Annotated in this window: 20 protein-coding genes; 9 read left to right on the top strand and 11 right to left on the bottom strand. The window is 60.9% G+C overall.

The window, feature by feature from the left end; all coding sequences use genetic code 11:
• The 8 genes from IEV82_RS14135 to IEV82_RS14100 all read right to left on the bottom strand — a co-directional run bounded on the left by IEV82_RS14135 (position 1) and on the right by IEV82_RS14100 (position 7,353).
• Positions 1-2,283 carry a methyl-accepting chemotaxis protein gene (locus tag IEV82_RS14135; protein WP_188482684.1) on the bottom strand — a complete coding sequence of 761 codons (2,283 nt, stop codon included), beginning with the start codon at positions 2,281-2,283 and terminating at the stop codon, positions 1-3.
• Positions 2,284-2,377: 94 nt separating this feature from the next.
• Positions 2,378-2,713 (bottom strand): hypothetical protein, encoded by a 336-nt coding sequence (locus IEV82_RS14130; RefSeq protein ID WP_188482683.1) that lies wholly within the window; start codon positions 2,711-2,713, stop codon positions 2,378-2,380.
• Positions 2,713-3,102 carry a response regulator gene (locus IEV82_RS14125; protein WP_188482682.1) on the bottom strand — a complete coding sequence of 130 codons (390 nt, stop codon included), beginning with the start codon at positions 3,100-3,102 and terminating at the stop codon, positions 2,713-2,715. Before IEV82_RS14125 ends, IEV82_RS14130 begins: the two co-directional genes overlap by 1 nt.
• Positions 3,099-4,022, bottom strand: a complete 924-nt coding sequence (locus IEV82_RS14120) for a CheR family methyltransferase (RefSeq protein WP_188482681.1) — start codon at positions 4,020-4,022, stop codon at positions 3,099-3,101. Before IEV82_RS14120 ends, IEV82_RS14125 begins: the two co-directional genes overlap by 4 nt.
• A complete protein-coding gene (locus tag IEV82_RS14115; protein WP_188482680.1) occupies positions 4,019-4,480 on the bottom strand; it encodes a chemotaxis protein CheW in 462 nt (153 codons plus the stop codon). Before IEV82_RS14115 ends, IEV82_RS14120 begins: the two co-directional genes overlap by 4 nt.
• A gap of 14 nt (positions 4,481-4,494) precedes the next feature.
• Positions 4,495-6,624 (bottom strand): chemotaxis protein CheA, encoded by a 2,130-nt coding sequence (locus tag IEV82_RS14110; RefSeq protein ID WP_188482679.1) that lies wholly within the window; start codon positions 6,622-6,624, stop codon positions 4,495-4,497.
• Position 6,625: 1 nt separating this feature from the next.
• Complete coding sequence (locus tag IEV82_RS14105) at positions 6,626-6,997, bottom strand: response regulator (protein WP_188482678.1); 372 nt, start codon at positions 6,995-6,997, stop codon at positions 6,626-6,628.
• Positions 6,994-7,353, bottom strand: coding sequence for an STAS domain-containing protein (locus tag IEV82_RS14100; RefSeq protein ID WP_188482677.1), 360 nt, complete (start codon positions 7,351-7,353; stop codon positions 6,994-6,996). The genes IEV82_RS14105 and IEV82_RS14100 overlap by 4 nt, the downstream gene beginning before the upstream one ends.
• Before the next feature lie 277 nt (positions 7,354-7,630).
• Between IEV82_RS14100 and IEV82_RS14095 the strand changes: the two genes are divergently transcribed.
• A complete protein-coding gene (locus tag IEV82_RS14095; RefSeq protein WP_188482676.1) occupies positions 7,631-8,857 on the top strand; it encodes a PAS domain-containing protein in 1,227 nt (408 codons plus the stop codon).
• A 129-nt stretch (positions 8,858-8,986) separates the two neighbouring features.
• Here the strand turns inward: IEV82_RS14095 and IEV82_RS14090 are convergent, their stop codons facing one another.
• On the bottom strand, positions 8,987-9,484 hold the full coding sequence (locus IEV82_RS14090) for a GAF domain-containing protein (protein WP_188482675.1): 498 nt from the start codon (positions 9,482-9,484) through the stop codon (positions 8,987-8,989).
• Positions 9,485-9,741: 257 nt separating this feature from the next.
• Between IEV82_RS14090 and IEV82_RS14085 the strand changes: the two genes are divergently transcribed.
• Positions 9,742-10,362, top strand: coding sequence for an exopolysaccharide biosynthesis protein (locus IEV82_RS14085; protein ID WP_188482674.1), 621 nt, complete (start codon positions 9,742-9,744; stop codon positions 10,360-10,362).
• Positions 10,363-10,429: 67 nt separating this feature from the next.
• Here IEV82_RS14085 and IEV82_RS14080 read toward each other — a convergent pair whose 3' ends face one another.
• Both IEV82_RS14080 and IEV82_RS14075 read right to left on the bottom strand, forming a co-directional pair.
• Positions 10,430-11,533 carry a S1C family serine protease gene (locus IEV82_RS14080; RefSeq protein ID WP_188482673.1) on the bottom strand — a complete coding sequence of 368 codons (1,104 nt, stop codon included), beginning with the start codon at positions 11,531-11,533 and terminating at the stop codon, positions 10,430-10,432.
• A gap of 395 nt (positions 11,534-11,928) precedes the next feature.
• Positions 11,929-12,852 (bottom strand): LysR substrate-binding domain-containing protein, encoded by a 924-nt coding sequence (locus tag IEV82_RS14075; RefSeq protein WP_188482672.1) that lies wholly within the window; start codon positions 12,850-12,852, stop codon positions 11,929-11,931.
• Between the two features lie 185 nt (positions 12,853-13,037).
• On the opposite strand from IEV82_RS14075, the gene IEV82_RS14070 reads away from it, so the two are divergent.
• The 7 genes from IEV82_RS14070 (at position 13,038) to IEV82_RS14040 (ending at position 20,585) form a co-directional block, all read left to right on the top strand.
• On the top strand, positions 13,038-14,657 hold the full coding sequence (locus IEV82_RS14070; RefSeq protein WP_188482671.1) for an ABC transporter substrate-binding protein: 1,620 nt from the start codon (positions 13,038-13,040) through the stop codon (positions 14,655-14,657).
• A gap of 71 nt (positions 14,658-14,728) precedes the next feature.
• Positions 14,729-15,706 carry an ABC transporter permease gene (locus tag IEV82_RS14065; protein ID WP_188482670.1) on the top strand — a complete coding sequence of 326 codons (978 nt, stop codon included), beginning with the start codon at positions 14,729-14,731 and terminating at the stop codon, positions 15,704-15,706.
• Positions 15,703-16,749: an ABC transporter permease gene (locus IEV82_RS14060; RefSeq protein WP_229747808.1), complete on the top strand. Its 1,047-nt coding sequence runs from the start codon at positions 15,703-15,705 to the stop codon at positions 16,747-16,749. The genes IEV82_RS14065 and IEV82_RS14060 overlap by 4 nt, the downstream gene beginning before the upstream one ends.
• Positions 16,746-17,726: an ABC transporter ATP-binding protein gene (locus IEV82_RS14055; RefSeq protein ID WP_188482669.1), complete on the top strand. Its 981-nt coding sequence runs from the start codon at positions 16,746-16,748 to the stop codon at positions 17,724-17,726. The genes IEV82_RS14060 and IEV82_RS14055 overlap by 4 nt, the downstream gene beginning before the upstream one ends.
• Entirely contained in the window at positions 17,723-18,721 is a 999-nt protein-coding gene (locus IEV82_RS14050; RefSeq protein ID WP_188482668.1) for an ABC transporter ATP-binding protein, read from the top strand. The genes IEV82_RS14055 and IEV82_RS14050 overlap by 4 nt, the downstream gene beginning before the upstream one ends.
• Complete coding sequence (locus tag IEV82_RS14045; RefSeq protein ID WP_188482667.1) at positions 18,718-19,596, top strand: N-formylglutamate amidohydrolase; 879 nt, start codon at positions 18,718-18,720, stop codon at positions 19,594-19,596. Before IEV82_RS14050 ends, IEV82_RS14045 begins: the two co-directional genes overlap by 4 nt.
• Positions 19,593-20,585 carry a M14 family metallopeptidase gene (locus IEV82_RS14040; RefSeq protein WP_188482666.1) on the top strand — a complete coding sequence of 331 codons (993 nt, stop codon included), beginning with the start codon at positions 19,593-19,595 and terminating at the stop codon, positions 20,583-20,585. The genes IEV82_RS14045 and IEV82_RS14040 overlap by 4 nt, the downstream gene beginning before the upstream one ends.
• Positions 20,586-20,599 lie beyond the last annotated feature (14 nt).

Raw genomic sequence — 20,599 nt, 5'->3', positions numbered from 1 at the left:
TCAGAAGTCCTGCCAAACGCCGTGGGGCGTTTCTATGGCCGCGCGGAGCTTGGCAACGACGGGCGTGGTTTCTGCGGATGTTGCCTCAGTTTTGACAGCCCCGAGCGCTTCAGGCGCAGTGACGGGCCGATTGGCCTGACGGACGCCATCTCGTCGAAACTGGAAGTGGCTGACAAGACCCGCGAGATTGGTTGCATCCTGCGCCAGGCCCTGGCTTGCGGCAGTCGATTCCTCGACCATGGCAGCGTTCTGCTGTGTCACCTGGTCGAGCTGGGTCACGCCGATGTTGATCTCGCTCAGGCCCGACGATTGCTCTGCGGCACCGGCGGCAATGCCGGACATCAGTTCAGAGATATGCGTCACGCGGCCGACGATGTTCTCGATGACCTCGCCCGCGCGGTTGACTTGGTCCACACCGGTGCGAACATGTTGGCTGCTCGAGGTGATGAGCGTCTTGATTTCCTTGGCCGCGTCGGAGGATCGCTGCGCAAGCGCACGCACTTCGGAGGCGACGACGGCAAAGCCCTTGCCCGCATCCCCTGCACGTGCCGCCTCGACGCCTGCGTTGAGCGCCAGAAGGTTGGTCTGGAAAGCGATATCCTCGATGGTGCCGCTGATGTTCGAAATCTTTTCGGAAGAGCGTTGGATCTCGGTCATCTTGGAAACGGCAGCCTTGACGACCTTGCCGCTTTCCTCTGCTTCCGAGCGGGTTGTCTTGACGGTGGATTCCACCTCGACCGCGCCGCTCGCATTGGCCTTCACACTGGTGGTCATCGCGTCGAGCGCGGCGGCGGTTTCTTCCAGCGCGGCCGCCTGGTTCTCGGTGCGGCGGGACAGATCGACGGAGGCGTTGCTGATCTCGCTCGACCGGGCACGGATGCTTTCGGCCACTTCGACGACTTGGGAGATGGTGGAGTTCAGTTGTCCGAGGGTCTGGTTGTAATTTTCGCGTAGAACTTCGTATGCCTCTGCGAAGGGGGTATCGATCGAGGTCGAGAGGTTGCCGGAAGCAAGCCGTGTCATGCCGTCGCGCATGCCTTCGACCACACGCTGCAGTTCTTCCTGCTGGCGGGCACGTTCGGCTTCCAGTTCGCGCTGTTCAAGCAACAGGGCGCGCTGGCGTTCGACAGCCTTGGCAATGTCGCCAAGTTCATCGCGCCGGTCGATATCGACCACTTCAGCGTCAAGCGCTCCATCACCGATCCGGTGGATCGCGCCGGTGACACGGCTGAGCGGCTGAGTGATCGACCGCCCGATAAAGAAGCCCAAAAACAGCGTGATGCCAACTGCGGCGAGCGTGACGAAGATCTGCTCGGTCAAAAGGGCGTCCACCTCGGCGAAGATCTCCGAATTGCCCTTCTCGACGACAAGCCCCCAGTGTTCGTCGAACAGATCAATCGGTACGGACACCGCATAGGCGCTGGGATCAGCGTCGGGTGCGTCAGAAACGCTGCGGACATCGGGAATGACAGTGGCCTCATTCGACTCGATGGCGGCGACGGCCTGCTCACTTCGTGGCATGTTGTCCAAGAGGTCGAAAGCCTCGCCTCGGGTCGGCATGGACGCGGCGCTGAAGTCCGAGCCGATGACATAAGCTTCCGTCGCGAGACCGAAGGTATAGCCTTTCATCATGTATTCCTGCAGTTCGTCATGATGCAGGTGGACGGCCAGCACTCCGACTTTTGAACCTTCACCGTTGATGATGGGTGCGCCCACGAAGCTTGAGACCGTTCCGTTGAACGGCGCGTATCCTTGGAAATCTGCGAATTGCGCTTCACCTGCCGATGACGCCATCGCTTCGGTGAACACTTCGGCCAACGCGCTATTGGCCAGCGGGCCATCCAGAAGCCGGGTTCCGGGTGCAACTTCCTGGTCCACAGTCTGCACCACGACCCCCTGAGCGTCGATCACGAAGATATCGTCGGACTCGGCACTTTCAGCAAACGCATTCAGGTATCGGATCAGGTCGCTCTTGTCGTCCGGTGCGCCAACCACCCTCGGCCCAGCCGAAGTGCCGGTGAATGTCGCGGCAGGCTGCACGCTGCGTACGATCAGGGGCGAGGACGCCAGCTGCAGTGAGGTGAGCTTTGCGTTTTCAACCCAGTTGACCACGTTCTGCCTCAATGCCTCGCCTTGAAGCAGGAAACGACTCTCCTGGTTTTCGATCGCCTGATTGCGCATCTCTGAATAACTCAGGACCTGGAGAACGGCGGCCACCACGATGCTGACGCCCCCGATGGCAAGCGGGATCTTTGTCTTGAGCTTCATTCGGGTGGTATCCATGACGTGCCTTCCTTGGGTTTGCGATGCTGCCGGCTGGTTTGCAGGGGATTTGACTCTCATTCGTTGGAACAAGTCTTTGAGGGTGGGCTTGGACTCAGAAGAGTTCGACATTGTTGCCTCCCGTGTCATGCGGGGTTTCGTGAAGCCGCGCTCGTACTGCGCCGAGCCGCAGCGGCGAGGTCAGCCGTTGGGTGTCGGTGAGGATGAGCCCGTCAAGTTCAGGTGTGCGCGCAAGCGTGTCGAGAAGAACCGACAGGTCACCCAGCATCTGGTCAAGAAGATCGATGCTCTGGAAATCACTGTGCCAGTCAGGGGCGGACAGCTTTATGGCCGCACTTTCGACCATGTCGACAAGACGACGGCACCGCTCGATTTCGAGTGCTGCGCGCTGCAGGAATTCGGCGGCAGAGAGGGAAACAAGGGCTGTCATCACAGGCGCTTTCCGATGACCTGCTCGATCGCAGAGCGAAGCTTGGGTGTGTCGAAAGGCTTGGCGACAAGATTGTTGAGACGAAGCGCCTGGCCCTTCTGGATGATGTCCGGTGAGGGTGTGCCGGTGATGACGATGAAACCGATATTGGCCGTTGCAGGCTGACGCCGCAGCGCCTCGAGAAGCTGCAGCCCGTTCATGCCGGGCATGTTCATGTCGCACAGCACAAGGTGCACGGGATTTGCCGACAGCTTGGCGAGCGCGACCTTGGGATCGGCCTCGGCCGAGTAGTGAATGACGCCCATTTCGTCGAGGGCGTTGACGACAAGCGCCCGGCTGACGCCCATGTCGTCGACCACCATGACCCGGATGTTTTCTCGAACACTCATTGCGTCGCTCCTGTGCTGTCGGATGTCTGCCGGTCGCCATCGTGCTGCGGCAGAACGCGATATGCGGTGATGCCGACGTTCTCCAGCCGCGCCTCTGCGGGGCCGGTGATCCGTTCGGAATGACCGATGAAAAGATATGCGCCGGGTCGCGTGATGGCGGCGAACCGCTGCCAGAGGCGCTCCTGAATGGCGGCGCTGAAATAGATCGCGACGTTGCGGCAGAAGATCACGTCGAACGGCCCGCGTATCGGCCAGTCACCGATCAGGTTAAGCGGCGCAAAGGTAACAAGCGCGCGCGCAGCCTCCGATATGCGAAAGCCATCGCCCATGGGCTCGGCTTCGGTGAACCGCGACAGAAGGGGCTCGCTGATGGCAATGCGTTCAGCCGCAGGATAAAGGGCGTCTTTGCCCCGTGCGATCATCTTCGGGTCGATATCCGTGGCGAGAATGCGAATGTCGAGCCGCGCCGCATCGGGGCACAGCGCCAGCAGTGTCAGCGCAAGCGAGTAGGGTTCCTGACCCGAGGAACACCCGGCTGACCAGAGCCTGACCCGGGACCCGCGCCGCGCGGCTTCGATAAGCGGCGGCAACACCAGACTGGAAAGAAGGTCGAAATGGTGCCGCTCCCGGAAGAAATGTGTCACGTTCGTCGTGAGCGCCGATAACATCTCTGTCCGCTCCGGCAGCCCGGCCACGCTCTCGACGTGATCGCAATAGGCTCCGAAATCCGCAAACCCAAGCGAACGGACCCGCCGCAGAAGCCGGGAATAGACAAGGTCCTTTTTCGCCAGTGGCAGCTGGATGCCGTAATCATCCTGAACGCGGTTGGCGATCCGGTTGAAATCAGCCTGGCTCATCGGAATCGCGCCGGTGGCGTCGAGCGCTGGCCCTGCAACCGGGGTTGGTCGGGTTTCGATCATGCGGGCACCGGCATACGCCGCTGGATCAGCGAGGGCAGATCGATCACGCGGCTCATGCCCTCCTGAAGTGGCACCAGACCCGAGATGTGGCTCTGGGCCGACCCACCCAGCATATCCGGGGCGTCCTGGATGTCGGCCCGCGGGAACGAGACGATCTCGGACACCGATTGCACCAAAAGCCCGATGGTCTGCGTTCCGTTCATCGCGATGACGATGACGTTGCGCTCTGAATCGGCCGTGACGCCAAGCGCGAAACAGCGCGCGAGGTCAAAGACCGGGATCACGGCGCCCCGCAGGTTCGTTACGCCAAGCACCTCTTCAGGCGCATGCGGAAGCGGGGTGACCGCGCTTTGCCCACGGATTTCGCGGACATGGCGGATATCGAGTGAAAAGCTTTGTCCTCCCGAAGTGAAGATCACGAATTCGACCTCGCCGCTGTGGTCTGCTGCGTTCTGCATCTTGGGCGTCTCCATCAAGTGGGGGACACGGCGCGCTGGCCGGCCCCGTGGGTCTGTTCGACGATTGCGTCGGGATCGAGGATGAGGGCGATCTGGCCGTCGCCGAGAACGGTCGCAGCCGAAACACCCGGCACGTGGCCGTAGTTGCTTTCGAGCCCCTTGATCACGACCTGTCGCTGGTCGTGGACCCGGTCCACGAGCAAGGCGCAGGTCCCGCGTGCCTCGGTCTCGACAAGCAGGAGCAGCATTGGGGCGTCCGCGTCGATGGCGCGGGCGATGCCAAGATTTGCCGCAAGGTCGATGACCGGAACAAAGCGACCGCGGATCGAGAGAAGCTGCTCATTCGGTCCAACAGGCTGCACTTCGCCAGCCATTGGGCGGATCGTCTCGAGCACGGCAGAAATCGGAACAAGCATGCTGATGTTGCCGACCGAGATCAGCATCCCGTCCAGCACGGCAAGGGTCAGGGGTAGCGCTATGGTAAACTCGGTTCCCTTGCCGGGGCGCGAGACGATGTTGACCCTACCGCCAAGCGACTGGACCGCCGTGCGCACCACGTCCAGTCCGACACCGCGTCCGGAGAGCAGCGAAGTTGCAGAGGCCGTCGAAAACCCCGGCAGGAAGATGAGGTTGTCGATCTCGGTCTCCGACAGGTCGGCGTCTGCCGGTACCAGGCCTTTCTTGACAGCGACGCCCAGAACCTTGTCGCGATCAAGCCCGGCGCCGTCATCGCGGATGGTGATGACCACGCTGCCCGAACGATGCGCTGCTGACAGCCAGATCGTACCCACCGGATCCTTGCCGTTGGCGCTGCGCATTTCGGGCGTTTCAAGGCCGTGGTCCACTGAATTGCGGATCATGTGAGTGAGAGGGTCGGCAAGGCGCTCAATCACGGTCTTGTCGACCTCGGTGCCTTCACCGATCATCACCAGCTGCGCCTGTTTGTCGGTGCCATCAGCCGCTTCGCGCACGATGCGGGACATGCGCTGGAACAGCGGCTTCACTGGCTGCGCACGGATCGCCATTACGGCCTCCTGGATGTCGCGCGCAAGCAGCCGGTAGCTCTCGACATGAACGGTCATGTCCGCGTCGTGGGTAAGCTGCAGGTCGTCGACCCGCTGGGCGATCATCGACTGGTTGATGATCAGCTCGCCCACGGCGTTGAACAGCCGCTCGATCCTGTCGAGATCGACCCGCAGCGTTGGACGCGGTGCATCCGGCATCTTGCTGGCAGCGGCGGCTTCGGTCATGTCGATATCGGCTTGTAGGAGGGGCGGGGCCGCGTCCAGAAGAGCCGTGGTGGTGTCTGCCATGCTCATGCTGGCAGCGCCGTCCTGCGTATTCTGCTCGGGCATGTCATCGTCCTTGGCATCAATGGTGAGATCACAGAGGCCATCGACGAACTCGAAAACCTCCTCGATGGCCTCACGTCCGGCTTCGGTTGCGAGGCGCAGGTTCCATGAAAGCGCGGGCTGAACGATCTCGGGCGCGCTCCAATGCGGCAGTGCTGACAGGTCCACCTCGGCCTCGAGCGTCCCAAGCTCTGCGAGATGCGAAATCAGAAAAGCCGGTTCGTGACTGTTTTCATAAAGCGCAGGATGGGGGCGGAAGCAGATGTCATAGCTTTGCGGGCTGGCCGACATCAGGTCGCCGATGTCGAGGGACAGCGCCGGGAAGTCGAACAAAGGCGCATCAAGGATCGGTGCCTGCTCTGGTGCGTCGGACTCTTCCGTCGAAGAAGCTGCCGTGTCCGCCGCATTTGACCCAAGACACGCATCAAGAGCGGCGAGTGCTGCGTCCGTGACCACCCTGTCAGTGCATTGTTCGGTGCGGGCCGCCTCGACGAGGACAGCAAGATGGTCAGCCGATCTCTGGACGACCCGGAAGAGATCGGGCGTCAATTCAAGCCGGTCGCTGCGCACTTCGTCCAGAACGGTCTCGTAGCGATGCGCAAATCCGACCAGCTCGTCGAGCGCGAAGGCACCGGCGCTGCCCTTGATGGAGTGAACAGCGCGAAAGATCGAATGAACGATCTCGTTGTCCGAGGTCCCGGCGTTCAACCGGACCAGATCATCCGACAGTGATGCCAGAAGATCCTCGGCCTCCTCGAAGAACAGGTTTCGGAAGGATTCGTTGCTCGCCATCTCACGACGCTCCCGTGACGCGGCGAATGACTTGAACCAGCGCCTGATCGTCGAAGGGCTTTCCGATCCATCCGGTGGCACCGGCATCACGGGCACGCGTCTTGAATTCGGTGGCCGTTTCCGTGGTCAGAACAAGGATCGGAATCCTGCGATTGGCGACATCCTTCCGGATCGCCTCGATGACGCCAAAACCGTCCATGTGGGGCATGTTGATGTCGGTGATGACCACGTCGGGGCGCAGCTCTTCGAACCGACGCACACCTTCGACCCCGTCTTCTGCCAGTTCGCAGGAAAACCCCGCCGCAGCGAGTGCCTGACGCACCATGCTGCGGATTGTGCGCGAATCGTCGATCGCCAGAACCATGATGCTCATTGCATGTCCTTCAGGCCGATCATGTCGGGCCGCAGTCCCAGAACGGGCAGAACGGCAGCGACCGCCTTGGGAAGATCCACCACGCTGAAGGAGATATTGCGCTGCTCCCAGTCATTCCGTGCTGCCAGAAGCAGCTGAAGGAGGATTGTATCGGCGCGCCGCATCTGAGTGGCCGAGATCACCACGGCCGCGCCTATATTGTCGGCAAGGAACGCCTGCAGGTGCACAAGGTCATCCTGGTCGGCCGTTTCGGGCAGGTCATAATGCGCGCATCTTTTCGAGCGGAATTCAGGTGGCGGATTGGTGGCGGCCCCGGGGGTCTCCGGCGCGCTGGATGTCTGGACGAGTATGGTCATCGGCAGCCCCTTGCTTTTCACATTTGCGAAAATAACAGTGGTTTACTTTTTCGCAAGGCAATCTTCTGCGTTGGAAGGATCAGCTGTCAAGTTCCGGGAAACAGGGGCGAAAGCGTTCGAAGCCTTGGTTTTTATGCAGAACTTCACATCCTTGCGGACTTATGATTGTGCTTTTTTCGCAACATCACCGCATGCCATCAGTATCGACAGACGCCGAATCGCGCGATAGAACAATATTTGTGAAAAATAAAATAAGCCAGAATCAGGAGGCTCCGCGATGCTCGACGCTGCTCAGGTCCAGGAAGTGGAAGTACCGTTTGGAATTGAAGAGATTTTCTTTTCCCGCACTGACGGGCGCGGCGTCATAGAGGCAGGCAACTCCGTCTTCCAGCGTGTCTCTGGCTACCCTTGGGAGCGGCTGATCAACGCGCCGCACAAGCTGATCCGTCATCCGGAAATGCCCAAGGGGGTCTTTCATCTGTTTTGGGAACGGATCAAGGCAGGCCAGCCGACAGGAGCTTATGTCTGCAACAGTTCGTCGGATGGCCGCTTCTACTGGGTCTTCGCCGTGATCGTTCCACAGGAGAGCGGGTATCTTTCGGTACGGATCAAGCCGACCTCCGAGATGTTGTACAAGGTCAAGGAGGTCTACGCCGAATTGCGTACAGCAGAGACTAAGGGCCGAACACCAGCGGAAAGCGCAGAAAGCCTTGTGCAGCGGCTCGCCGAGCATGGATTTCCAAGCTACGACTCCTTTCAGGCCCGCGCCCTTGCGACGGAAGTGCAGAACAGGGAACGACAGCTTGGTGGTGCAGGGACATCCCGCTCCGAAACGCTTGCTGCGGCGGAAGCTGCCGATCAGATCGAGATTGCGCTCAACGGAATGCAGTCGATGTTCGCCGAAGCACTGCGGATCGCTCTGAACCTTCGTATCGCGGCCTCGCAACTGGGCGAACTCGGGCGGCCGGTCAGCGCGATTTCTGACAATTACGCCCTTCTGGCAAATGACATGGTGGACTGGCTCAACACACGGGCACTGGATGAAACCATCGGTTTTGGCGGCATCGCGCGGTCTGTTTCGGAAAACCTGTTCCTGCTCAACTCTGCGGATCTTTTGTCAGAAATGGCAGAAGCCTTTGCGAAAGATGAGTCATTGGGCGAGGGCGACGCATCTGCGGAACAGGCGCGTCTGAATGCCATGGCTGCGGATTACGGTGAGAAGGCTGAGGAGTGTCAGATCCGCACGATGCGGCAAGCGGCGACCGTGGACAGCCACCTCGCAGAGATGCGCAAGCATGTCACCGCGCTCAATTCCATCCGCATGCTGTGCCGGATCGAAGGTGCCACGCTTCGCCACACCGGCGTCTCGCTGGACGAGATCGGCAGCCAGCTTGACGGGTTCCAGGACGAGATCGGCCGCCGCCTTGTAGGTATCACCTCTTTGGGGCAGCAGGTCCAATGGACCACGTCACATGCCCTGAGCCACCAGAAAAGACGCGCGTGAACCCGGCACGCGCGTCTTTGACAGACTCAAAGATCATCTTGATTTCACAAACGCTCTGTAAGGGTTGATCGGAAGTCAGCTTCATATTTGCGAAAAAAGAATCGCGAGCAGACATCGTCTGCCCGAAGATCACGCCGAGGTAGAGATCGTGCGAACCAATTCATCGGTCGCACGCGCCGCGTAATCTTGCAACGCCTGCCGCCCTGCCAGGGTCACGTCCCTTGGCGACGTGTCCATGAGACAGAAGGAACCCAGACGAATATTCTCGTTGTAGACCAGCGGTGCGCCCGCATAAAACCGGATATGTGGGTCACCAGTCACAGCTGGATACGCGCTGAAGCGGCTATCCTTTCGGGCGTCGGGCACCACGAAGAGCTGGTTTTCCAGGATGGTATAATTGCAAAATGTTACTTCGCGGGGCGTTGTTAGCGAACTGTCACCGAGGCCGGAGCGCACACATTGCACATCCTCTTCGAGCAGAGTGACCAGCGCCATCTCCACACCGAACTTGGCTCTTGCATGAGCACAGAGGTCTTCGAGATGCGGGTTGGGTTCCCCGTCAAGGAGCCCAGTCTCGTAAAGGATCGAAAGACGCTCGTTTTCAAAAGGACTGACGGGGAAGGTCACAGGAGCCTCACTGCTCAATTTTGTTGGCCAGACCATATCCTGCCGGTGGTCGTTTACAATGCGAGAGGTTTGCAAGTTTGTGCAATGCGCTTTCTCGGGGTGCGTTTTGCTGTGCAGGAGCGGTGAGTCTTTGCGGACCACGTGCCAGGGGGATCTGGAAGGAACCTCTCCGCGTTTTTCTCATGGGACAGTCTGTCCACGATTGCATTGGTCGGCTCGCGACCTGATATGCGATGCAGCGATGCGAAAGGGATTTCATGCCGCCAGAGAACGGACAACGACGGCGACCCTCCCTGTCGCTCCCGATCCTGCGCTTATCGCGCAGTCAGCATCTTGCTGGCACCCTGACCCTTGGCAATCTGTTGTCGGCGCTCGGCGAGACATCCTTCGGGTGGGCGATCGTCGTTTTCTCACTGTTCACGCTGCTTCCACTGCCACCGGGATCGTCCCTCATCACCGCTCTCCCTCTATTGCTGACGACAGGTCAGATGATGCTGGGCTACACTCATGTCAGGCTGCCCGGACCGCTGGCCAGATCGCGGCTTGATCCGGTCAAACTGCGGCGGACGATACTGCGCCTGAGACCCGTCACACGGAGATTGGAACGCATTCTGATACCGCGCTACACGCTGCTTTTTGCGCGGCGCAACGAGCGACTTCTGGGCCTGATGCTTTTCGTGATTGCCTTTGCGCTCTTCCTGCCCGTGCCGTTGAGCGGCTGGTTCCCGGCCATTTCGCTGTTCGTGTTCGGCGTCGGGCTTGTCGAGCGGGATGGGCTTGTCGCGACCATCGGCCTTGGCCTTGGAGCGGCGTCGGTGCTCCTGACCGCGACGATCCTGATCTCTCTCGTGGTGGGCGCAGAGGCGATGATTGATTGACTGGTGCGCGCGTCCATGTCCAACCGAAGACGTGTACGCATCCGTCCGTCCGTGCAGCAGACGATGGCTACTGGGGCTCGGCCAGCGCAGCTCCCAACTCCATCGGCTTGCCGTCTCGGAGTACGCGGATCGTGATGTTCGCGCCGGGCGCGTGGGATTCGAGCGCATCGTGCAAGTCTGCCGAAGTTGCAACGTCCCGTTCATCGATACCAATGATGATGTCGCCCGGAACCAGCCGACCCGAAGCTTCCTGACGCGCTGCGCGCAGACCCGCTGCTGAGGCGGGAGATCCCGGCTCGACATCAAGCACGACAACGCCTTCCAGACCCTGCATCGCGGCAAGGCTATTGATCCGGTCGGAATGTCTGATGCCAAGATACGGCGGACGATAACGGCCACCTGCGATCAGTTGAGGGACCACCCTGTTCACAATATCCACCGGTACGGCAAAGCCGATCCCCGCACTTGATCCGGACGGGCTGAAGATCGCCGTGTTTACCCCGATCAGTCGGCCCGCGCTGTCGATCAGCGGTCCTCCGGAATTGCCGGGATTGATCGCGGCATCGGTCTGGACCAAGCCCGCGATTGTTCCGCCATCCTGGGTCGGGATCTCGCGATCGAGGGCCGAGACGATCCCCGTCGTCAGCGTCCAGTCGAGGCCGAAGGGATTGCCGATGGCCAACACGGATTGCCCGACGCGCAGAGTGCCGCTTTCTCCGACCGGCATGGCCGGTGGCGTGTCGAAACCGGCATCGATGCGAAGGACGGCAAGATCGTGCTCTGGTGCGGTTCCAATCAGTTGAGCGCTCAGTTCGCGCCCATCCGCCAGCCGGACCCGCGCGCCAGAAGCGCCCTTGATGACGTGATTGTTGGTGACGATATGGCCCCGATCATCCCAGACAAACCCCGAGCCCGTGCCACGCGGCACATCAACCGCACGGCGCGACCAAGGATTGAGGACGCGCGCTTCGGTCGTGATCGACACCACCGATCCGCGTGTCGCCTCGAACAGGGCAATTGTGGTTTCCTCTTGAGGGGCAAGTTCGCCTCGGGGAGCAATTTGGCGCGGCTCAGGCGCGCGCCACGGGGCTTCGAGGATCAAGAAAGCGCCGAGGCTTGCTGCAAGAAACCCAACGAAAAAGCCGCGCCAGCGATCTGCAAATCTGAACATCCGGATGTCTCTACTTTCTTCCTTTTGACCGCGATGGTTTCAAAAAAGGTAGTCGTGGCTTTTTTTTCAACATGGTCTCAACCCTTCACGCCCACCGAAGTGGGCCTCCAAAAACCTTGGCCACGGCTGGCACAGCCGATTGCGCCTGAGGCGGAACCCTCCAGACGATGTCTCGTTCCTGTTCCGATACGGACATTGATGCATTGGACTCCTTGCTCCTGCATCCGAAAGCACCGCAGAGAGAATGTCTCTGATGCACCCTCGCAGCTTGGCCAACTGGTAGTTGCATTATTGCTGGCGACAGCTCCGTTGACCTCTCCCGGTCGGAACGAACACCAGAAGCCCTGAAGTGGCCCAAAAGACTGCCCGCCAAAAAGGTGTTGGTCAAAATACCTCTACTGCGCGGCCCAACTCTCGGTCGTCAGAATGCGTTCGGACTTCACGACGAGTTGCACATGACGCATGAACGCGCGTGCGGGTTTCGACAGCGGGCGAACGGTCGAGACCGCGAAGGATGCGCGATAGACAAACTCGGGTGCAAAGGGACGGATCGCGAGATCGGGTTCGTGGTGACGCAAAAGCGGAAAGGGGCAGATCACCGCCACACCGACGCCATGTCGGGCCAAAGTGATCGCGCTGACGCCAGTTGCCACTTCGGCCACGATCCGGGGCCTGACACCGGCGCGTGCAAAGACCTGATCAAGCCTCGTGCGAACCATGTGGCGGCGCATCAATGCGATTTGATCCTCTCCATGCAAGATCTCTGGAGTGATGACCTTGTGACGCGCCAGCGGGTGGTCCGAGGCCATGACACAGACCGCAAAAGTTCTGTGAAACGGGATCAGTTCCATCGCAGAATGCGTCAACTCGGCCAGAGTAAAGCCAAGATCTATGGTGTCGTCAACCAGTCGACTGACCAGACCGTTTGAGGTGCAGGTCTCGAGCGAGATCATCTGGCTCGGGTTCTGTTTCATGAACGTCGCCATGGCGCTGGCAAGAAATCGGTGGCCGAGCGTCGGCGGCGCAGCAAGCCTTAGTGGCTGACTGACCGGATCAGACGGATCGGTCCCGTCGAGATAGGCCAGCGCGTCAAACAATCGGTCGAGCCTGCCATTCAACTGCACCGCCTCTGCGGTCGGGCGCAATCGTCCGCCACGCCGCTCGAACAGCATGACGCCGACATTCGATTCCAGTTGAGCCAGAAGGCGGCTGACAGCGGGTTGCGAGATGCCAAGCCGGTGCGCAGCCGATGTCACGGTGCCAGAGGTGATGACAGCTCGTAGAACTTCGTATTCGCGGATCGATGCGCGTGTTCGCATTGGCAACCAGCCTCCCTGACCGAGTTTCCATGCGAAACCGTTATGCATGCATAACACAAAGACATGCAGTTTCCAATTTCCGTTTTCCGGGTTTCGGATACGGTAACGCTCATCACGACAGCAAAAGATGCCTGCTGCCGCCATCGGCGCCAAACCTGGCCCGCCAACAGAGGAGACCACCTGACATGTCCAGCCCAGTTTTCCGCGGCCTGACCGTTGCGGCGCTTGCCGCGCTGCCGGCATTGCCGCTTGCTGCACAGGATCTTAGGATCGGCTTTGCATCCGAACCGTCTTCGGCCGATCCGCATTTCCACAATGTGGGTCCGAACAACCAGTTGCGCCGAAACGTGTTTGAATCGCTGGTTGGCACCGATGAGGCGCAGCAACTTACACCCTTGTTGGCCGAAAGCTGGGAACCGGTCGGAGACACGCGGTGGCAGTTCAATCTGCGGGATGACGTGACGTTTTCGGACGGTTCGCCCTTCGATGCCTATGACGTGGTCTACACCGTTTGCCGCATTCCCGGAGTGCCCGATTCACCGTCGCTGTTCACCACATATACCGGGGGGATCACCGATCTCGAGGTGATCGATCCTCACACCCTGATCGTACACAGTGCCGAACCCTATCCGCTGATGCCAACCGAGTTCTCGACCTTCGGCATTATCTCGGCACGGGCCAATGGCGTTGATGGCGCTGCCATCGAGTTCAGCCCGGAAGGGTGCGGCGATCTGAATTATCCGGCCACGCAGGCCTTCAATGACGGATCGATCGCCATCGGAACCGGACCCTTCCTGTTGGAAAGCTTCCGCAGGGGCGAGGGCATCGAACTGGTGCGCAATCCCGACTACTGGGGTGAGGCCGCGCCTTGGGAGAAGGTGACGATGCTGCCGCTGACCTCTGAAGGCCCGCGGGTGGCTGCCTTGATCGCCGGTGATGTCGATTTGATCGAAAACCCGCCGCTGCAGGATCTTGAACGCCTGCGCGCCGATGACACGATGCGTGTGGTGCAGGGCATCTCGAACCGGGTGATTTACATCCATCTCGATCATGAGCAAGAGCCATCGCCGATGATCACCGGCACCGATGGTGCCAATCCGCTGAAGGACATCCGGGTGCGCGAAGCACTGACCATCGCGGTCAACCGCGATGCCATCGTCGAGCGCATCATGGGTGGAGTGGCCGTGTCCGCAGGTGAATTGCTTCCGCCGGGCATGTTCGGTGCCCACGACGAGGGCGATCTTCCGCCACGCAGCTTTGACGCAGAGCGCGCAACGGCGCTTCTGACCGAGGCGGGCTATCCCGAGGGCTTCGGCATCACAATCGGGACACCGAATGATCGCTACATCAACGACGCGCAGGTGGCCCAGGCCGTGGCGCAAATGTGGGCGCGCATCGGCATCGAGACCGAGATCGACGCCTCGACGGCCTCTACCTTCTTCTCGCGCCGCAATGCGTTCGAATTCTCGGCCTACCTGGCGGGTTGGGGTGCGGGTACGGGCGAGATGTCCTCGCCGCTGCGTGCGTTGCTGGCCACCCGCAATCCTGACCTCGGCCTTGGCGGGACCAACCGGGGGCAGTATTCCAACCCCGAAATGGACGCGGTCCTCGTCGAAGCGCTCCGCACCGTCGATGACACCGCTCGGCAGGAATTGCTGCGCAAGGCATCGCGAATGGCCATGGATGACTATGCCATCATCCCGCTGCACTACGAGGTGACACCTTGGGCGATGCGTGCTGGCCTCGATTACACACCGCGTGCTGACCAGTATACGCTGCCTTACTTGATCCGCCCGGTCGAATAAGGCTTGCCATCTTGCCCTGCGGCCGGCGCCGCGGGGCATCCCCTCTCCTCCGACCTCGGGACGCATAGACGATGCTGGTCTTTCTGCTCCGCCGCCTTGCGCAGTCGGTCTTTGTTTTGATCGCCATGATGATCGTCGTCTTCTTTGGCGTCTACATGATCGGCAATCCTGTCGACATCCTGATCTCGCCCGATGCCACGCCGCTGGAGGTCGAGGAAACCATGGCCCGTTTCGGCTTTGACCAGCCGGTGCATATCCAGTTCCTCAAATTCATCGGCAACGCCTTGCAGGGCGATCTTGGACGCAGTTTCGTGCATGGCGAACCTGCTGTTCAACTGATCCTGTCCTACATGCCAGCGACTTTGGAACTGGCGCTTTTGGGGCTGATCTTCTCTGTGATGATCGGTGTCCCGCTTGGGGTCTATGCGGGCTACAAGGCGGACCGGTGGCAGGGCAGGGCGATCATGACCGGCTCGATCTTCGGCTTCTCGCTGCCGAATTTCTGGGTTGGCATGCTGCTGATCCTCATTTTTGCAGTCGAACTGCGCTGGCTGCCCTCGACCGGGCGCGGCGAAACTGTCGAGGTATTGGGCATGCGCTTGTCGATCTTTTCGGCCGACGGTCTGCAATACATGATCCTGCCCGCGCTCACACTCGCGCTCTACAAGGCCTCGCTTGTAACGCGTCTCGCGCGCGCTGGAACCCAAGAGGCCTTGATGCAGGACTACGTGAAATTCGCCCGCGCCAAAGGCCTCTCGGAAACCCGCATCCTCGTGGTGCATGTTCTCAAGAACATCATGATTCCGATCATCACGGTTCTTGGCCTCGAGTTGGGCTCGATGATCGCGTTCGCCGTTGTGACCGAAACCGTCTTTGCGTGGCCCGGCATGGGCAAGCTGCTGATCGACAGCATTACGACGCTCGACCGACCGGTGATCGTGGCCTACCTGATGCTGACGGTCATCATTTTCATCATCATCAACTTTACGGTCGACGTGATCTACACGTTGCTCGACCCCCGAGTTCGAGTGAGGGGGGAGGCAACATGAGCGCGGTAGAGACCACGCCACCTCCTGTCGATCTGGGCAAACGCTGGCGCATCACCAGTCGCATGGCCGGCGTGGCAGTTGCGGCATCACTGAGCATGCTGCTGTCGGGTGTCGGCCTGCCGCCGTTGGTGTCGCGGATCATCCTGCTCGTCGGGCTGATTGTGCTTGCGGCAGCGCTGCTCAAGGGCAAATACCGCAAGTTCTTTTCCGGCCCCTCGGCCTATGTCGCGACCGCCAGCTTGCTGCTGCTGGTGGTGCTGGCGATCTTCGCTACGGAACTTTCACCGCAGAACCCGTATGACCTGCGCCAGCTTGATATCATGGACGGCCGCCTGCCGCCGGGATCGACCACGTTCGACGGTTCCATGACCTTTCACCTCGGCACCGACGAGCAGGGCCGCGATATCCTGTCGGGAATTCTCTACGGCTTGCGTGTTTCGCTCTCGGTGTCCATCGCCGCGACGCTTGCGGCCATGGCGATCGGAGTGGTCGTCGGCATCTATTCCGCCTGGGCCGGAGGCAGGATCGAGACGATCCTGATGCGGATCGTCGATTTCCAGCTCTCCTTCCCTTCGATCCTTGTTGCGCTGATGCTGATGGCAGCCTTCGGGCGCGGCCTCGACAAGATCGTGATTGCGCTGATCATCGTGCAATGGGCCTATTACGCCCGTACGGTGCGCGGAACCGCCCTGTCGGAGACGCGGAAGGAATATATAGATGCCGCGCGTGGTCTGGGCCTGCCTGATTGGCGGATCGTCTTTGGACACCTGCTGCCCAACTGCATCCCACCGCTGATCGTGATTTCGACCGTGCAGGTTGCCAACACCATCGTGCTGGAAAGCTCGTTGTCCTTTCTTGGCGTCGGCGTGCCCATCACCCAGCCGTCGCTGGGGCTGCTGATCGCAAATGGGTATGGCTACATGCTGTCGGGCCAATACTGGATGAGCATGTATCCTGGCGTCGCACTCCTGGCGATCGTGGCCTCCATCAACATGGTTGGCGACCGGCTGCGCGACACTCTGAACCCGAGGCTGACACGATGAGTGTTCTCGATGTGCGCGATCTGCAGACCCATTTCTTCACCGATGCAGGCGTCGTCAAGGCGGTGGACGGCGTCAGTTTTTCGCTGGACGCGGGCGAAGTGCTGGGCCTTGTCGGTGAAAGCGGCTCTGGCAAGTCAGTCACCGGCTTTTCCATTCTGCGACTTGTGGATGCTCCGGGCCGGGTGGTCGGCGGCCAGATCAACTTCAAAGGTCAGGATCTCGCGACATTGTCGAACCGCGAGATGCGCAGCCTGCGTGGCAACAGGATCGCGATGATCTTTCAGGACCCGATGATGACACTGAACCCGGTTCTGCGGATCGAAACCCAGATGGTCGAGGCAGTCCGTGCGCATCACCGAGTCAGCCACGCTGCCGCGAAAGACCGCGCGATCAGGGTTCTGGCGCGCGTAGGCATCCCTTCGCCCGCCGACAGGCTGGCGGCCTATCCACATCAGTTCTCCGGTGGCATGCGCCAGCGTGTCGCCATCGCGATCGCTCTTCTGAACGGTCCTGACCTGATCGTCGCCGATGAGCCGACCACTGCGCTGGACGTGACGATCCAGAGCCAGATCCTTGCAGAGGTCCAGGAGCTGGCTCGCGAAACCGGCACGGCGCTGATCTGGATCACCCATGATCTGGCCGTTGTTGCGGGGCTGGCGGACAAGGTTTCAGTCATGTACGCGGGCCGCATTGTCGAATCCGGGCCGACGGATGACGTCCTGACCGCACCCGGTCACCCCTATACCGAGGGGCTCTTGGGGTCGATCCCCGGCCACGGACGGCGGGGTGAGCGGCTGACACAGATCCCCGGCATGGCACCGAACATGGCGCGATTGCCTGTCGGGTGCGCCTTCGCCCCGCGCTGTCACCGGGTCGACGAGACCTGTCGTGCAAAAGCCCCGGCCATCACCGATATCGGACCGAAACGCGGTCTGCGCTGCTTTCATCCGATCGTCGAGACGGAGGGCGCCGCATGACCGCGATGCTTGAACTGAACGGCGTATCACGCCGGTTCGAAAAGAAGCTGGACGGTGTCGAACGGCTTGCCCGGCGTTTGGGAGCTGATCTTCGCGAAACATGCGTGAACGCGGTCGATACTGCCAGTTTCACCGTGGCTCGTGGTGAGGTCGTGGGCCTGGTCGGGGAAAGTGGCTGCGGAAAATCCACATTGGGGCGCATGGTGGCCGGGCTCTTGCCGGTCAGTGACGGGGAAATCCGTTTCGAGGGGATCGATATCACCGATGCCCGCAGTGCCCGGGCGCGCGAAAAGCGGTTGCGGATCCAGATGATCTTCCAGGACCCGATGTCCTCTCTCAATCCGCGCATGAAAGTTGCCGACATCATCGGTGAGGCGGCTGTCTATCACGGTCTGACCAATCGGCAGAGCGTCGCGGACTATGTCGATCAGCTCCTCGAAAAGGTCGGGCTCGACCGCGCCTTCGCGCAGCGCTACCCGCACCAGATGTCGGGTGGACAAAGGCAACGCATCGGCATCGCGCGTGCCCTAGCCGTCAAACCCGAGTTCCTGATCTGTGACGAGAGCATCGCGGCTCTGGACGTGTCGATCCAGGCGCAAGTGATCAACCTGTTCCAGGATCTGCGGCGCGACCTCGACCTGACCTATCTTTTCATCAGCCATGATCTTGGCGTTGTGGAACATATCGCCGACCGGGTGGTCGTGATGTACCTCGGCCGGATCGTCGAGGTTGCCCCGACCGAGGCCTTGTTTGATGGCCCTCGTCATCCCTACACGCAGGCGCTTCTGGACCAGGTGCCGCGTCTTGGCGCGGGTCGTCAGGTTTTCAGGACGGTCAAGGGCGAAATCCCATCGCCACTCAATCCACCGCCGGGCTGCCATTTTCACCCGCGCTGTCCCATGGCTGGCCCTCGTTGCCGACGCGACGTGCCGCGCAGGATCACCGAAGGCGATCATAGCACCGCCTGCCACCTGCACGATGGAGGAACCGAATGACCGAAACCATCCCCGGTGTTCTCAGCGTCAAGGGAGCAGAAGGCCAGCGCCTGCCGCTCGTCTTCGACAGCCCTCATTCCGGCACGGACTACCCGGTCGATTTCGACCACGCCGCAGACCCAATAATTCTGCGCAATGCCGAGGATACGCATGTGGCGGATCTCTGGGCAGGGGCCACCGACCTGGGCGCGGTGCTGCTCGAGGCGCATTTCCCCCGCTCCTATGTCGATGCGAACCGCGCCGCCGACGATATGGACCCGGCTCAGATCGAGGGTGCGTACCCCGTGCCCTTGAACCCGACTGTGAAAAGCAGCCTTGGCATCGGCCTCTGCTGGACCAGAGTGCCGCCCGATGGAGGGCCGATGTATGCCCGCCACCTGACGGCGGACGAGGTGGCAGCCCGTGTCGCGCGCTACCACAGCCCATATGTGTCGCGACTGCGCGCGCTTCTTGATCAGGCCCATACCCGTTGGGGTAGGGTCTGGCATGTCAACTGTCATTCGATGCAGGAAGTCGCCTCGGCGATGTCGACGCAGGCTCGCGGTACGCCGCGGCCTGATTTCGTCCTCGGGGATCTGGACGGTACAGCCTGCGAGCCAGAGTTTACCGAAACTGTGCGCGCCTTTCTGACTGAACGCGGCTATTCGGTTGCCATCAACGACCCTTACAAGGGGATGGAGTTGATCCGTGCCAATGGCGCGCCCGCCTTGCACCGCAACTCGATACAGATCGAGGTCAACCGCAAGCTTTACATGGATGAAACCACGCGAGAGCCGAACGCGGGATATGCCGAACTCAAGGCCAGCTTCACGGACCTTGCCGCTCATCTTGCCCAATATGTTGAAACCCGGTTGCAGAGGAACCCCGCAGAATGACTCAACCGCGCAGTGGATCGGCCACCGGCCTGCCCAACCCGTTTCTCGTCGAACTGACCCCACCGGACATAACACCCTATGCAGCGGGCACGGGTGCAATTCCTTACATCTGGACATTCGACAGCGGTCAGCCCGGACCCCATGTCGCGATCACCGCCATCGTGCATGGCAATGAGCCATGCGGCTCTTTGGCATTGGACTGGATGATGCGGCGTGAGACGCGACCCAACCGAGGCAAGCTGTCGCTCGCGTTCATGAATGTCGCGGCGCACGAGGCGTTCGACCCGGATGTGCCTGATGCATCGCGCTGGATCGACGAGGATTTCAACCGCCTCTGGTCGCCCGCCACGCTGGACGACCCTGACCGCAAACTGACCGAGGAACTCCGTCGCGCACGCGAGGTGCGGCCGTGGCTCGACACCGTTGATCTGCTGCTCGACATCCATTCGATGCAGAACAAGGCCAATGCACTGACCATCGCGGGGCTTCGACCCAAGGGACGCGATCTGGCGCGCAGCGTTGGTTACCCTGACCTGGTCATCAATGACCATGGCCATGCCGAAGGCATGCGGATGCGGGATTACGGCGGGTTTTCCGATCCGGCGTCGCCGCGCAACGCCATGCTCGTCGAAGCCGGCCAGCATTGGGAAGCTCCCGCCGAGGGTGTGGCGATCGAAACCGCCATCCGTTTCCTGCGCGCGACCGGGTCTGTGGTTGCGGATTTCGCCGAAGATTGGCTGGCCGATCGTCCCGCCCCCGAACCGATGCAGTTCTTCCAGGTCTCGCGCGCCGTCACGATCGAAACCGACGATTTCCGCTTTGCCGAAGATTGGTCCGGGCTGGAACGCTTGCCCGAGGGCACGCTGATCGGACATGACGGCCCAACCGAGATCCGTGCGCCGCATCCCGAGACAGTTCTTATCATGCCCTCGCGCAGACTATGGCGCGGCAAGACTGCCGTGCGGCTGGCAGAGCCGGTCGAGTGCTGACATAGGTGGTGGAA

The sequence above is a fragment of the Marivita lacus genome (assembly GCF_014637725.1).
Classification (GTDB): Bacteria; Pseudomonadota; Alphaproteobacteria; order Rhodobacterales; family Rhodobacteraceae; genus Marivita; species Marivita lacus.
This window is presented reverse-complemented; position numbering and strand designations above follow the sequence as displayed.